The organism is Streptomyces sp. NPDC050161 (assembly GCF_044460025.1).
Taxonomy (GTDB): domain Bacteria; phylum Actinomycetota; class Actinomycetes; order Streptomycetales; family Streptomycetaceae; genus Streptomyces.
Genome location: NZ_JBITJM010000016.1, coordinates 18,551 through 34,063 on the forward strand (window position 1 = coordinate 18,551; position 15,513 = coordinate 34,063).

The window sequence follows — 15,513 nt, forward strand, 5'->3', positions numbered from 1 at the left end:
CAACTCCCGGGTCGGTGCCGTCTTCGGGCCGAAGGTCGCGGCGGACAGCTCCCAGTGGTCCGTCGTGTCCTTCGCTGATGTCTGGGAGCCCTCGGACGCGGTGTGCGGGTCCGAGGTGAGCTCCGTGGTGGCCGTGAGCGGCTCACCGGAGGCGGACGTCTCCTGCGTACGCTCGCCTTCGACCTCTGTGACGGTCGCCGGGGACGGCGCGGCGACGCTCTCGCTGTTCGGTGTCGCCGGGAACGTGCTTACAGCTGCGGGCTGTTGACGCGTGCCGTGCTGATCCTCCGGTTCGGTGACCTCCTGCTCCGTGGCTGTAGCCGGCGGCAGGGTCTGCACGGTGACCACGGGTGGGAGCGGCTCGGTGGCTTGCGAGCTGCTGCTCTCGGTGGCCGGGGTGAACAGCTTCCACTCACCGGGCTCGCCGGTTTCCGGGTCGTTGGCGAGGGCGAAGGTGTAGCTCGTGTGCTCTTCACGGGCAAGGGGCTGGTACATCGATACGACCGTCGTGGTGGCTGCCCACACGTCCATGCCGGTCTCGTTCGCGACCTCCTGGGCGATTACCCGGCCGTGTTCGTCCGTGGCGCCCGCTTCGCACACGACCAGGATGATCTGGGCGCGCCCCCCGGCGCTCGCCTTCAGGTCCTGGAGGCTCGGACGGTGCGCCAGCGTCTTGCCCAGCGTCTGACCCGTCACGTCGAGTTCGGACTCGACTCCGTTTTCCCGCACCCAAAGCGAGACCACACCGGCCTCTCCGTGCCCCATGGCCACGTAGGTGGGACGCTCCACGTCCCAGGGCACCTCCACCAGATCCTCATCGCGCACCTTGTCGACATCGAAGCCGATCTCGTCGTCGAAGTCGAAGCGCGCGAAGTACGGCTTCTTGAAGTGAATCTCTGTGTAGAGGCCCTCCAAGGCCGTGAAGTCTTCGCTGTCGAAGAAGACCCGCCCGACACGGCGGAGAAGGTTCTCGTCGCCGGAGACGATGGGGAGGTGCTGCACGTCGCCCAGCCGGACGGTCCGGGCCTGCTGCTTCTGCGTCGCGAGCGTCTGCAGTGGCAGGTCCTCGTCGAGGAAGGGGTCGGCGGACGTGGGTGCACGGTGGAGGGTGATCTCCACCCGGCGCCGGTCACCAGCGGTGCCGGTGTGGGTGTCGGCCTGCCGTGACGGCGACTGGTAGATGGTGAAGTCCCCGACCGTCAGCGGATGGGCATGGACCTCGTCGGCGTGCTGCGCGTAATAGTCGTCGAGCTCCTGCTTCAATCGCTGCCGCAGTACATGCTGGGCCGATGCGGCCCGCAGTTCGCCGGTCTGCTCGGCCTGGGCCGTGGCGTCCGTGAGCGGCTGCTCGGAGCCGTTGTCGAAGCCGGTCAACTCGACTTCGGGGAGCGGTCGGTCGGCGCGTCGGTCTTCCAGAGCCCATTCGACGAGTCGCTTGGCCACTTGGTCGATCACGTCCGTCTGTTCGGACGTCTCGACCTCCTTCGCACGCTCGGCGGAGTACACGACGTGCGTTTCCTCGTGGGCGGATGCCTCCTGCGTACGCGCGCCTTCGGCCTCGGCGTTCCGCGTCGGCTGCTCCGTTGCCGCGGCCTTCTGCTGTGCGGCCTCGACGGGCGGCAGGGTCCGCACGGTGACCATGGGCGGGAGCTGCTCGGTGGCTTGCGCGTCAAGGCTCTCGGCGGCCGGGGTGAACAGCTTCCACTCGCCGGGCTTGCCGGTTTCCAGGTCGGGCCGGATAGCGAAGGTGAAATCAAACTGGTCTTCGCGCAAGGGCTTCTGGGGGAGCGCGGCCACCATAGAGGTGGCCGCCCACACGTCCATGCCGGTCTCGTTCGCGACCTGCTGGGCGACGACTCGGCCGTACTGGTCGACGTCGCCCGCCTGGCACACCGGCAGGATGATCTGGGCGCGTTCTCCGGCACGTGCCTTCAGCTCTTGCAAACTCGGGCGCCGGGCCAGCGTCCTGCCCAGCTCCTGGCCCGTCACGATGTGCGACTGGGGCTCGGCGCCGTTATCCCGCACCCACAGCTCGACCTGGCCGGGCATCCCGTGGGTGATAGCCACGTAGGTGGGACGCTCCACGTCCCAAGGCACCTTCTTCAGGTACTCCTTGGGGAGATTCCACAGGTCGAGGTCGGGCAGGTCGTTGAGGCTGGAGAAATCTATGAAGTACGGCTTCTTCAGCTGAAGATCCGTGTACACGTTCTCCCAGCCAAGGATGTCTTCGCCGCCCATGAAGAAGCGCCCGACGCGGTGCCGGCCGTCCTCGTCGACGGAGACGATGGGGAGGTGCTGCACGTCGCCCAGCCGGACGGTCCGGGCCTGCTGCTTCTCCGTCGCCAGTGTCTGCAGCGGCAGGTCCTCGTCGAGGAAGGGGTCCGCGGCCGTCGGCGCACGGTGGAGGGTGATCTCCACCCGACTGCCGTCCTCAAGCGCGCCGGTGCGGGGGCCGGCCTGCCGCGACGGCGACTGGGAGATGACGAAGTCCCGGGGCGTCAGCTCACGGGGACGCGGCAGGTCCTCGTCGTCGTACGTGTAGTAATCGTTGAGTTCCTGCTCCAGCCGCCGCCGCAACATTTCCTGGACCGCGGAAGCCCGCAGTTCGCCGGTCTGCTCGGCCTGGGCCGCGGTGTCCGCGAGCGGCAGCTCGGAGCCGTTGTCGAAGCCGGTCAATTCGACCTTGGGGAGCGGTCGGTCGGCGCGTCGGTCTTCCAGAGCCCACTCGACGAGTCGCTTGGCCACCTGGTCGATCACGTCCGTCTGATCGGGCGTCTCGACCTCCTGCGCACGCTCGGCGAAGTGCACGACGTGCGTTTCCTCGTGGGCGGACGTAGCCGTCTCCGGGGACGTCTCCTGCGTACGCTCGCCTTCGACCTCCGTGACGGTCGTCGGGGACGGCGCGGCGACGTCCTTGCTGTTCGGTGTCGCCGACGAGAACGTCCTTACAGCCGTGGGCTGTTGATGCGCGCCGTGCTGCTCGTTGCCCGCCAGGGACGCCTCGTGCTCGTCCTCGTACTCGTACCCGGAGGAGACGGACTCGTCGGACCCGTGGGTGAAGGAGGACTCCGGGTCGTATCCGCCGCGCAGCCGCAGGACCTCCGGCTGCTTGGGCGGCGTCCACGGGATGGCGACCGTCAGCGGCGTCATGCCCTGGGCCTCGCCGAGCTTCTCCGTGCCGTGCCAGAAGGCGAACGTCACCCGCACCGAGCCGCTGCGGATCTCGTGCGGCTTGGGGATCTTGGCGTTGGCGAAGGCCCGGCCCGCCTCGGACTGGAGGGCGATTTCGCGCCTGCGGATACCGCCGCCCGCGTGCACGCCGCCGCGCAGCCCGGACACGCCGGGCGCGCCGCCCTCGACGCCGATCTGGGCCTGTCCTGTCCACTGCTGGGTGTTCAGCCGCACCTTGCCGAACCGGTGTCCGGCCTCCGAGCCGATCGCCTGCTCGGCCTTCTGGTCCAGCCGTTCCAGGGTCAGTTCGTCCAGCAGCTCGAACGTCGCCGTCACGCGGGTCTGCTTGCCGAACGTGTCCTTGAACAGGTCGACGCCGAGGGTGGAACGCGGGCCGAACGCCGAGGCGTCCGCCTGCGGCGCGGTCACCAGCAGGTGCCGCATCCACGGCTTGAGGATCTGCAGGCCGAAGGCGTTCTGCGCGGTCTCCCCCCAAGTCCTGGCGTTCTTCTGGGGCTTGGCGTCCCACTGCGAGCCGAGGTACTTGCGGCCGTAGACCCGGAGCATCGCGTGCACTCCGCCGATGGAGGGCAGGTCACGGATCACCCAGTCGGTTGCCGGCTCCTGCGGCGTGGCGTGCTGCTTCGGCTGCGACGCGTCGGGGGCCGGTGTCTGCTCCTGCTCCGGTGCCTTCTCCTGTGTCTTCTCCGGCTCCTGCTTCTGCTGCGGAGCGGCCTCCACCAGGACGGAGAAGGCGATCGACACGTCACGGGTGGCCGGCACGTCACGGTTGTCCGGCAGGTCACGGTTGACCGGCACCTCGCCGATGGCGCGGCCCGCCCCGAGCTGGATCAGCTTCGCCTGGCGGGACAGCCGCCGCTGACGGCGCTGCTCCTCCGCCACGAGCTGACGGCGGAGCTCATCCGCCGTCACGAGCTGACCACTGCGCTCGTCCCCCCGCCACTGCCGCAAGACATCGGCGAGCTTCCCGCGGAACGCCCCTGCCGATGTGGCGGTGTGCTGATCCGTGTCCGGGACGGACTGCTGCACCGGCTTCTGCTGCCCGATCTTCTGCTGGAGCCGCCGGGCCTGCTCCCGGTAGATGTACCGCCGTACGCGCCGGTGCAGGCCGTCGTCGGTGGACCGCATGTCGAAGTGGAGCCGGAGCTTGCCGGTGTAGAACGCACCGGGGGCCTTGCTCTTGGTGGTCAGTACGGTCTTGCTCGCCGTGCCGGTGACCGACACCTCGTCGTGTCCTGAGCCACGGCTGCCGCCGAGCCCGCCGATCACGCTGACACCCGGCGCGACCGGGGCCCCGCCGGAGATCTTCAGGGCGTGCGTGGTGGCCGAACCGGAGCCGAGCGCGGACACGCCGTCCGTGCTGCCCTCGCTGAGGCTGTGCTCCGCCCCGACGGTGAACTCGGTGGTTCCGGTGTCCGCGGTGTGGGACAGGTCGTAGACGCTCGCGGTGAGGGCGATGACGCCGCCGCGCACCGGGATGATCCACGGCTCGTCCGCCATCATGCCGCGCAGGTGCTGCCGGATCAGGTCGGACTGCAGCTCCTGCGCCAGATCAGCCTTGGCCTGCCGCCAGCGCTTGGCCGTACCGAAGGCCCGTATGCCGCGGGTGTCGAGAGCGTCGAGCAGTGTGTGCATCTCGGCGGTGGAATCGGACAGCTCCAGGCCCTGTACGAGGTCGGTGTCGCCGATGCGCCGCCCGTCCTCGATGCGCTTCGGCGCCGGGTGCTGCACCGACGGGGCGGGCGCTGCTCCCGTCTTCGGGTCGATGAGGTCACGCTTCGGGAAGGCGAGACGGGTGTCGAGGTCGGCGGTGACCTGTTCGTCCGCCGTGGACATGCCCGGCGTCAGCGTGACGTCGAACGTGAGCCTGACCTGCGCGTCGAACAGGCCGACGGGCTCGACGGTCTTGCCCTTGGCCTGCGAGCCGCCCCCGGTGTCCATGGCGTGTCCGGTGGTGCTGTCGGACAGGGTCGTGCCGGTGTACTGGACGGTGATCGCGTGCGGCGCCTTGGCCGTGATGTCGAGGATGCCCGTGGTGCGGCTGCGCTGGTCCTGAATCCGGCCGGTGGACTCGGACTCCTCCGCTCCGGTCTCGGACTCGAAGGTCTCGACCGTCTTGACGTAGCGCGGATCGTGCACCGTCACCGACGTCAGGGACACCTTGGCGGTCTTCCCGCCGGCCGTCACCTTGATGGTCTCGAACGCGTCCGGGTTCTGGCTGAACTGCGCGAGACGCGGACGCAGGGCGAACGGCTCGGTGTGGGTCTCCAGGGCGGCCTTGGCCTCCGGCCAGTCCGAACCGAAGTACGGCTCCAGCTTCTTCTGGAGCGCGGTGTGCGGCCAGGTGCCGCGGTGCACGCCCACCACGTGGTCGGTCAGCGCGAGGCGCTGCCGCTGCGTCACCCGGAGCGGCGCCCGCAGCTCATCCGGCTTCTCGGTCTCCGTCGGCTTCGCCAACTCCTCCTGGGCAACGGCCGCTTCCTGCTGCGCCGCCTGCTCCTGATCAGCCGCAGCGGCCTGCTGCTCCGTCGCGGACTGCCGCTTGAGCGTGATCAGCTTGCGGAGTCCGGCCTCCCGCGTGTAGACGGCGGGCCCGTCCTGCTCCACGGTGACCTGCTCGCACAGCGCACGGGGGATGGCCACGACGAAGGGCACCGTCGCCACTTCGTGCGCGGGATCGGCCACGATGACGTGCCCGTGCGAGTTGGTGACCTGGAACCGCACCGTGGCCTCGCCGGAGAACACCACCATCGGCTCGGGGTACTTGGCGTTGTTGACGCTCTTGGCCTGCCGGCCTGCGCGGGTGCCGGTGCGGGTACGCGTCGAGTGACCGCCGCCCGCCGTCGGCTGGATGTTGCTCGCCTGCGGCAGGGTGGCTTCGCCGCCGCCGAGCGCCTGCCAGCCGCCTTCCTGCCAGACCAGGGTGCGCTGCGCGCCGCCGGTCGTGGTCTCGCTGAGCACGTTCAGCTCGGACTTGTCGATCGTCCGCAGATACGCCAGCTTCTGCACCTCGGCCTCGGCCGACATCGCCCGGTGGCCGTGGCTGACCGAGCTGCTGAGCTGCTCGCTGGTGAGGCGTCCGCCCCGCGTCATCGCGCCGAGCCAGGACGCGAGACGCTCACCGCGGAAGCTGCTGTGGAAGAGCGGGGCGAGGCTGCGCCACTCCTTCTTCCCGAAGACGGGCTCGCCCAGCGCGTCGACGCGTTGACGGATGCCGATCCGCAGCGGCTGCTGCGTCCCGCGGGCCCGCTGCTCGTCCTCCTGCGGGACCAGATCGAAGTCGCCGCCGGTGAACAGGCCGTGGATGACGGAGGTGTCGGGCAGCCCACCGCCCATGACGGGGTCGTTCGACCAGGTGGTCAGCGGCGGCGCGAAGGTGGTGTCGCCCTTGGCGAAGAACTTCGGGTGCAGCCGCCGGACCTGCTGGCCCTCCTGGCCGTCGGACACGGATGCGCCGGTCAGCGCCTGCTGTGCCCACGGCGTTTCGAAGACCGTGCGCTCCTTGCGGATCTCGGTCAGCGACGCCTCGGACAGCGAGCGGAAGCCGAGCGTGGTGTGCGCCGTGGCGGATTCCTTCTGCTCCGTGCCGCCGTTGGCGCGGACGAAGTGGACGTGCAGCACGGCCACTCCGTCGAAGACCGAGCCGGGGACCTTGGTCTTGGTGGCCACTCCGGTCCGGGTGGCGAACCCGTCGATGACGATCGCATCGGCGCCCGCCTGCCCCGAGGCCCGGCCGCTGACCTTGCCGGGAACCTGGCCGAACGAGGTCACCTGCCCGGCGCCCGTGACCGTCTTGCTGGAGCCGGATGCCGACGGGTGGGTGACGGAACGCGTGACGTCGGTGCCGACGTTGAACTCCGTCTCCTTGGTGTCCCGCACATGCCGCATGGTGGCGACCTCGGCGGAGAACAGCACCGAGCCCAGTCCTCCGGCCAGGCTGATCTCCAGCGGCTCGCCGCTCATCATCGCGGTGAACTGCTCGTGCAGCAGACCGAAGTCCACCCGGCTCAGCACCTGGGTGCGGATCTCGGGCCAGTGGTCGCCGAACACCTCGCGCCCGACCTCGGCGGGCGACTTGCCACCGCCGACCTGCTGCGTCAGCACGTCCTCCATGCCGCCGTTGAGCGGCTGGCCGAGCAGGTCGGCGGGGTGGACGTCGATGACGATGTCCGTGCCCCCGATGGCGCGCAGATCGCGCACCAGGGACGACGGGAGCCGGTGTACGGAGGGCGCTTCGGTGTGCGCGGACGAATCGGCTTCGGGGACCAGCAGCAGCGTCGGGACGGACGCGGTGAGCCGCTGCGCACGCGGGCCGCTCTGCCCGGTCGTGGTGGGCGGGTTCCCGATCTGGAGGGTCTGTCCGCCGCTGCCGGTGCCGGTGGCCGTCACGTCGGAGAAGTCGAACGTGAACTCGGCGACGGCCCGGACGGCCAGCGCCTTCTCCGAGGTCTTGCCGCGCGCGAACATCCGGCCGGTCCGCTCGGTGGTGACACCGGTGGTGCCGTCCTCGCTGGTGTTCGCCAGGAAGTCGAGCCGTCCGCCCGCGAAGGCCACGCGGAGGTCGGCGCCGAGGGTGCGGCGCAGCCGCCGGTCCTTGCCGTGGCCCGAGCCGGACGCGGACTCCGCGCCGTTCTCGAACTCGACCTTGGGCAGCTCCTCGTCCGTCACCGCCTCGTGCAGCACCGCGCCGACCTCGATCTCCCCGGACCAGCCGGGCACCTTGAGCGGCACCCACCGCTTGCCGCCCCGGGTCAGCCCGGACAGCCACGGCTTCATCTCTTCGGTACCGAGGTAGGCCAGCAGCTGACCGCGCGCCATCGCGGCCTTCTCGGCACCCAGCGCCGCTTCGAGCGCGGGCATCAGCTGCTCGACGATCGCCTCCTCGGACTCGCCGAGGCCGTACACGATGTCCCCGGCGCTGAGTCGGCCGTCCTTCAACCTGGCCGGAACGGGCGGCAGTTGGGACGTGGACTGCTCCGGCTGCTGCTGCGGCGGCTTCGCTTCCTGGGAGGAGACGGCGCGGGTGTCCGTCGTCGTCGCCGGTGCGGTCACCGAAGCCGAGGTCGAAGCCGAGGTCGAAGCCTGGGCTTCGGCCTGAGGCTGGGGCTCGTGCTGTACCTGGGCCTGGGCCTGGGCCTGGTTCTGGACCGTCGCCGTGGCCTGGTAGTGCTCGACGTAACGCCCGTTCTCCCTGGGGAGTCGCACCCGCACCACGTGCACCGGGTCGTCGCCGTCGGCGAGCTGGTTCCAGGTGGCGTTGCCCAGGTGGAGGATGGCCGGAGTGATGCCGAACACGCGCGGGAACAGGGCCGGCACGAGGTCGCCGGCGAGGTGGTTGTAGCTGCCGGGGGTCCTGATGTCCCGGACGACCGAGTCGATGGCACCCGAGCCCCGCAGTACCTGGCGCCAGGTGTCGGTGTCGCCGTTCGCCACCGCGTCCTGCACGGCGGCGGGCTGCGCCGCGACGTACGTACGGATCCGCTGCCCGACGGAGTGCTCGGAGCCCTCGGAGTCCTCGGAGCCGCTGTGGAACTCGGCCTGCAAGGAGGGGAGCACCATGTCCCAGAGCTGCGGGTCATCCGCCTCAAGGCCCTCGGTGAGCCGGTCCGCGAGGGTGGTGCGCAGGGTCGCGATGTCCTGGGTGGGCAGCTCGTTCGCCCGCCCGGACGCGTGGAGCGTCTGGATCACGGCGCTGAAGAAGCAGTCCCCGTCCTCGGCGACCTGCTCGGGCCGCAGACCGGACGACCGCAGCCCGTCGGCCTGGGAGGAGTCCACCCCGAGCGACACCCATTCCTGGGGGACGGGGGCGGACGTGGTGGCCGTGGGCTCTTCGATGACCTCGGACGGCTGGGATTCCTCGGACGGCTGGGATTCCTGGGGCGTCTGAGACTCCTGGCCCTGGGCGTCGTCCCGCTGGTCGTCCCGCTGGTCGTCCCGCTGGTCGTTCTGCTCGGCCGGCTGCTCGTCCGTCGTGCCGTCGGCCGTGACCGGCGCGGTGGCGGTGACCGACACCAGGCCGTCACCGGACCGGCCCCAGGTGAGGACGTGGTTCTCGGTGGCCGGGTCGCGGGCCAGCTCCGGGCGGACGTAGGTGTCGGCGAACTCCTCGTGCGTCAGGGTCCTGCCGTGCGCGATGACGGTGTCGCCCTCGCCGGCCTTGGCCTGCCAGACGAGGGTGCCGTCATCGGACGGGAGCTGCTGGGCGAGCGCCAGGTCCCGCAGCACCGGGTCGTGCCAGCCGGCCGCCGTGTGCGGCGGTACGAACCAGCCGGAAGGCGTACGGATCGCCGCCTCCGGGAGGCCGCCGAGCCCGAGCAGGGCCGCTTCCGGCGAGAACCGTATCGCCAACAGGTCGGTGACCTTGAAGACGACGGTCGTCGAATTGCCGGCCCAGCCGAGCCGGTCGCGCTCGTTGGCGGTGTCGACCTGCACCACGGCATAGGAGTCCGCGAAGTCGTGGGTCCTCCAGAGGGTGTCCTGCGCCGAGCCGTCGACGTGGTTCATGGTCCAGCCGGAGCTGGAGACGGACTGGCCCGCGGTCCGGCTGAAGGCGACGCCGCCGTTGGCGGTGCCCTTCGGGTTCGCCTGGCTCAGACCCAGCGACGTGTCCTGGGTGAGGCTCTGACCCATCGTCAGGCCGTTGTTCTGGGAACCGTAGTCGCTGCGCTCGGCGGTCCCCGGCAGCCAGCCGAGCGACCTGGCCCGCTGGGCCGGGATGATGGCGACCTTGAGGGTGCCGACGGTGTCGGTCAACGGCCCGCCGACCGCCCGCAGGGCGGGGCCCACGTCGGTGGGCACGGTGTCCAGGCCGTGCAGCAGCACATGGCGTGCGAGGACGTTCGGGTCGAAGAAGCGGTACAGGCCGTCCAGCGAGAACTGGCCGCGCCGGACGAGGTCCTGGAGTTCCGCGTCGTGACTGCGCAGCGTGTCGACCACCTGGTCGAGCAGTCCGCGCGCCGCCGTCGGATTGAGCATCACGCTGACGCCCTTGCGGGCCAGGTGCTCGGACGCGATCCCGTACTTCCGGGCCTTCGCCACCTTGTTGAGGGAGCGCACGGACTGCAGCGGACGCACGACCGGATGCGCCACCGGCCGGGGCCGTTCGCCCTGCAGCTCACCGAGCGGGACGACGATCTCCTCGCGCATCGGGATCCGCACCGTGCGCTTGCCGCCCGTCACGGTCTGCACGACCTGGGCGGCCTGTCGCGCCAGGTCGATGCTGAGCGTCGAGGCGCTACGGGAGACCTGCACGGTCTGCTGGACGGTGATCTCCAGCTCCCCGTCCAGCAGGAAGCCGGCGAGCGAGTCGGTGACGGTGTGCCCGTCGTGACGGCGGGTCAGCTGCGCCTCGGTGAGGCTCTGCGCGGTGCTCGACGTACGGCCGTAGGAGGCCGATGCGCTGGAGAACAGGGCGGTGAACTTGTTGCCCTTCGCCCGGGTGCGGCTGGTGGCGAACTCCTGGCGGGTGTTGGACTGGGTGTAGCGGCTGACGCTGCCCGAGGTGACCAGCCCGGTGAACGTCGCGTTCTGGCCGCGGTGGAAGCGGATGACCATCTGGATCCGCTTGCGGTGACCGGGTCCTGGCACCACGGTGTGCAGCACCATGCCGGGGCCGCGCAGGGCCTCGTTCATCGCGTGCAGGGAACGGGTGGTCAAGACCGTGTCCAGGGTTCCCGGCAGGGTCGCGCCGGGGGTGCGTACCGTCCACAGCGCGTCGCGGGCCCCCTTTCCGCGCAGGCCGAGCAGTCGTCCGACCTCCGCCATGATCCGGTGGCTCAGCTCGGTCGGGTCCTCGTCCTGGAAGCGCACGGCGCGCTCCGTGCGCGCCACGGCCTCCGTCTCCTGCGGGGCGGGCAGGAAGCGCTCGCTGACCGAGGAGAGCGGAAGCTGCACGACCGGCAGCGTGGCGGGCACCTTGGCGACGAGGGTGGCGTCGGGCGTGGGCCACTGCGGCCGGAGGTAGGTGACGGTGACGCCCTGCGAGGCTTCGACCAGGACGGTGCGCTTGTCGGGAGACCAGGAGCCGAACTGGTTGATGTTCTCGGCGCGTGCGGTCATCCGCACCACGATCCGCCCCACCCGCTTGCGGTGCGGGACCTTGTCGCGGGCGATGTAGCGGCCCGTGTTGACGTTGGTGATCTCCGAGACGCTGCGGCCCTTGCTGGGGGAGTAGGAGCGTGTGTAGCCACCGCCGCCCGTCAGGTCCCCGGTGCCGCCGCTGAAGGTGCCGGAGTGGCTGTGGTTGCCGTGGTTGGTGGTGACGCTGTTGACGCCGGAGAAGCCCGCCGAGTACTCGGCGAGGTCGAACGAGCTGAGGTCGGCTTCTCCCGGCTCCTCCTCCACGTCGACGATCTCCGCCTGGACGGAAAGCCGGACCTTGCGGTCGGTGAGCAGGCCGTCCAGGACCACCTGCCCGGCGAGGGAGCCGGCGCCGATGTGCAGCGCGGCCACCAACTGGTCGTGCGTGACGGCGGTTTCCAGGTGGACCCTGGCCAGGTCCTCCGGGACACCCAGCCCGGTCAGCAGCGCGATGGCCTGCTCATGGACGGTGTCCGCGCCGGCCACGCCGAGCACCCGGTCGTGCTGGGTGAGCGCGACCGGCCCGCTGATCGCGTGGGCCGGCCCCGACACGGTGCCGGACACGGCCGGGGCCAGCCACCGCGCCTCGCCCTCGATGGGGAGGGCCGGGCTGAACTTGCGCGGGGCGAGCTGCTGCTGGTCCGCACCGCGGGTCAGGAAGCGACCGACCCGGTTCAGCGTCCGGTACGAGTCGGGGGCCGGGATCCGCTGCACCGTGACGGACGGACGGAAGACCGTCCGGTAGGTGAACTGGCGCACCGGACCTGCGTAGTTGAGGCCGGAGAGCACATAGGCGTAGGAGGTCAGGCCGTTCTTGGCGGTGTGGCTGCGCGAGAACAGCTTCACGTCGGTCTCCGGGGTGAAGACCTTCCCGAAGCCCGATGCCAGGCCGGCGGTCAGCGTCGCCGACGCGCCGTGCGACTCGGTGTTGGAGAAGTCCCGCATGGCGCTGGGCCACAGGTCGAACCCGCCCTCGAACAGGTACACCGAAGACAGCGGGGTGATGGGCGAGCCCGCCGCCCCGTCGGAGGCACGCTCCGCGTGCACCTGGAAGGTGACCAGCTCCGTCTCCCCGGAGGCCAGCAGCCGCGGGAAGGTCCGGGTGAGGCCCTCGGGGGAGAACAGCTGGGTGAACCGGGTCTCCATCGAGACGGAGTTGAAGTGGCTGTCCAGGAACGTGTCCAGGGAGGCCAGTTCGCCGCGGGTCCACTCCGGCGTGCGGGTGACCCGGCCGGCGTTCAGGAACTGCTCGCGCAGACTGTCGCGGACCTTCGACGCACCGGAGAGCCCGGCGGGCCCGAACAGCCCTGAACTGCCGGTCGGCTGCGCCAGTTCGGCCGGCGGAGCGGTCACCAGCTCGCCCGGCTGCTTCTGGTAGGCGATCGGCAGCGGCCCGACGGTACGGGGCAGCGCGCCCGTCTCCTCGGCGACGACCGTGGCCATCGTCTGCTCGAAGGCTTCGGTCAGTTCGGCGGGCACCCGCACGACGACCGAGATGTCCTCGACGTGCTCGCGGCCCGTGGTGTGCCCGAGAGGCCGCGAGCCCACCTCCAGACGGATCGTCAGCAGGTACGCCACGCTGTCGCCGTTGTAGCGCGCGGTGTGCCAGCGTCCGCCGCCGGTGTCGCCCGCACTGCTGAAGGCGGTCGACGTGCCCAGGTCGAGCGTGAGTGACCCGGAGGGCGCGACCGTGCTCGGCAGCAGGCCGGCGCCCGGTCCGAACGTCGCCCCGACGGTGAGGCCGAAGCCGCCGCCCGCGCTGGTGGAGGCGCCCTGCAGCTCCAGCCAGCGGCTGTTGAGCACGGTGGGAATGGCGGTGGCGTCGGAGATGCGCAGGGCGCCGCGCACCAGCCCCTTCATCGAAAGGGTCAGGAACTCCTTGTCGTTCATCGGCACCGGAGGCAGCGTCATGCCGCCCTCCAGAATCCTGCCGAGGTCCGCCATCATGCTCAGCTCGCCGATGCGGCTGTGCAGGTAGTCGTGCAGCGTGGTACCGGGCCTGGCGCCGAGATAGTCGTCCGTCAGGTGGTCCCGGATCTGGCGGAGCCCGCCGATCTGCTGGGGGATGGCGAAGAACCGCCGCGCTTCCCTGGTGAGCCGTTCGAGCGCGGCGCCGGTCGCCGATGCGGGCAGTGCGGCCTGGAAGGGCGCGGTGGTGCCGTTCGCGGCGAGTTCGGTCAGCTGGGCGGGGAAGGCCACCGTCAGGTCCCCGGTCGCCAAGCTGTGCACGGACTGCGAGCCGGGGCCTGACGTGGTGACGGTCAGCGTGGTCCCGGAGAAGGAGAACTGCCTCAGCTCACCGTCGAGCCCCAGCGAGGGGTTGCTGTACGCGTTGGTGCTCCGGCTCTGGCCGTAGCTCCGCGAGGACGACAGGCTGACGCCGACCTTGGGCGTGACGGCGACGGGCCCGGCCGCGACGGTGGCGACCTTCTCGCCCCCGCTCAGGCTGCGGCTGTTGCTGACGCTCTCGGACGTGCCCGTCGAGCGGTCGGAGCCCGGCTCCTGAAGGCCGATGCTCTTCGTCCCGTACGGCCGGTAGGGCGCGTCGACGAGGGTGGCACGGTCCCGGTTGATGCCGGTCAGGGTGAGCGTGACGGTGCGCTTGGCGGTGCCCCAGCGTCCCGGGACGGTCAACTGGATGCCTTCGTCCACCAGTTGCTGTGCGAAGTCACGGGGTGTCTTGCGGGCGATGGTGGCCCGCAGTTCGCTGCGGAAGGCCGCCAGGCCGCCTTCGGTGATGTCATCGGGCAGCAGCTCGGCGACCAGGTCCGTGAAGGTACGGGTCTGCGGGGCTCCGGGCAGACTCATCCCGTCGAAGCGGACACCGTCGAAGTCGAGCACGGTGCCGAACATCCCCAGCGGGAACTGCTTCGAGATACCGCCGAACCCGATCGGCGGCACGGCCTCGGGGAACAGCCACCGCGTGTCCTCCACGGGGTCCGAGCCGTCGCTGAGGACGACGGGGAAGTGCGGCAGCAGATGGGGGAAGAGATCCGCGCCCTCACCCAGCGCCAGCAACTCGTCCGAAGGCGCCAGCAGCCTGCCTTCGGCGTCCATGTCGATGGAGGTGACGTCGCGCCGCCCGGGACGCAGCAGCTTGGCGGGGGACCGGTACTGCTCTTCCGAGTGCGCGGGGTCGGCCCACACCACCCGGCCGTCGATGTTCTTGGCCTGCAGCTGGTCGGCGGCACGGCCGTCCGAGCGCGTGAAGACCACCAGGGAGGCGGCACCGGAGCCGGCCTGGCGGAGCCGCACCGTGATGAACTGCACCGCGGCGTCGACGTCGTTGCCGTGCCACTCGAAGGCGTGCGCGGCACGGAGCTGGTGCCACTCCGGCGAACCGTGGGCGGGCTTCTGGGACGCCTCGGCGGCCGTGAGGTCGTGGCCCAACTCCTGGACCTGGCTCAGCTCCTGGACCTCGTCCGGAAGCTGGAACTCTTCCTGAGCGTCCGACTGGACCTGTCCATCGGTCGTCTCCGGCTGGACCTCTACCTGGGACGTCTCCGACTGCGGCTGCGGCGTGCCGACCGTGACCGCGCCGGACCGGGCGACGGGCTGCGGCACGGTGATCCGGGGCGGGCCCGACAGGACGGGACCGGCCTGCTGCTCACCGCTGACGTGGACGCTCGTGGACGACGGGGTGAACTTCCGCCACTCACCCGTCGTGCCGTCGGCATCGCGGTAGAGGAGGAAGCTGATGCCGGAGAGCTCCGGGGTGGCGGCGATCTCGGTGGTGGGCGCCCACACGGTGAGCCCGGTCTCGTCCGCGATCTGCTGCGCGACGGACTGGCCGTGCTCGTCGACGGCGCCCGCCTCGCAGGCGGCCAGGATGATCTGAGCGGTGCTGCCCGCCTTCTCCCGCAGCTCGGCGATGCTGGGGCGCCGCCCGAGCGCCTTGCCGAAGGTGCTGCCGCTCACGTTGATGGGCTTGCCGTTCACCGGCACCGTCAGCCAGCCACGGGTGCCGTGCAGCAGCGCCAGGTACATCGGGTTCGTACGGTCCCACGGCACGGGCCGGCGCGCGTCCAGGTGCACCTTGCCCGGCGATCCGGCCTGGTCGTAGTGCGCGAAGTACTCCTGCGTCAGGTCCAGATCGGTATGCGTCCGCAGCCGGACCTTGACATCGTCCCGGGTGTGGAAGGACCGGCCGGCCGGAGCCTTGGTGCCGGGCGCCACGATCCGCAGGTGGTCGATGTCGCCGGCGCGCACGGTCTTGCCGTCCGACGTCTTCAGCACCATGTC

1 protein-coding gene (running past both ends of the window) is annotated in these 15,513 nt (G+C 70.6%); it reads right to left on the minus strand.

This entire window lies inside a single protein-coding gene on the minus strand: locus ACIBK8_RS24460, encoding a protein-glutamine glutaminase family protein. The 42,279-nt coding sequence extends 13,923 nt beyond the window's left edge and 12,843 nt beyond its right edge, so the window shows coding positions 12,844-28,356, spanning codon 4,282 (complete) through codon 9,452 (complete); the first complete codon in reading order (the gene reads right to left) occupies positions 15,511-15,513. Both codon boundaries (start and stop) fall beyond the window edges.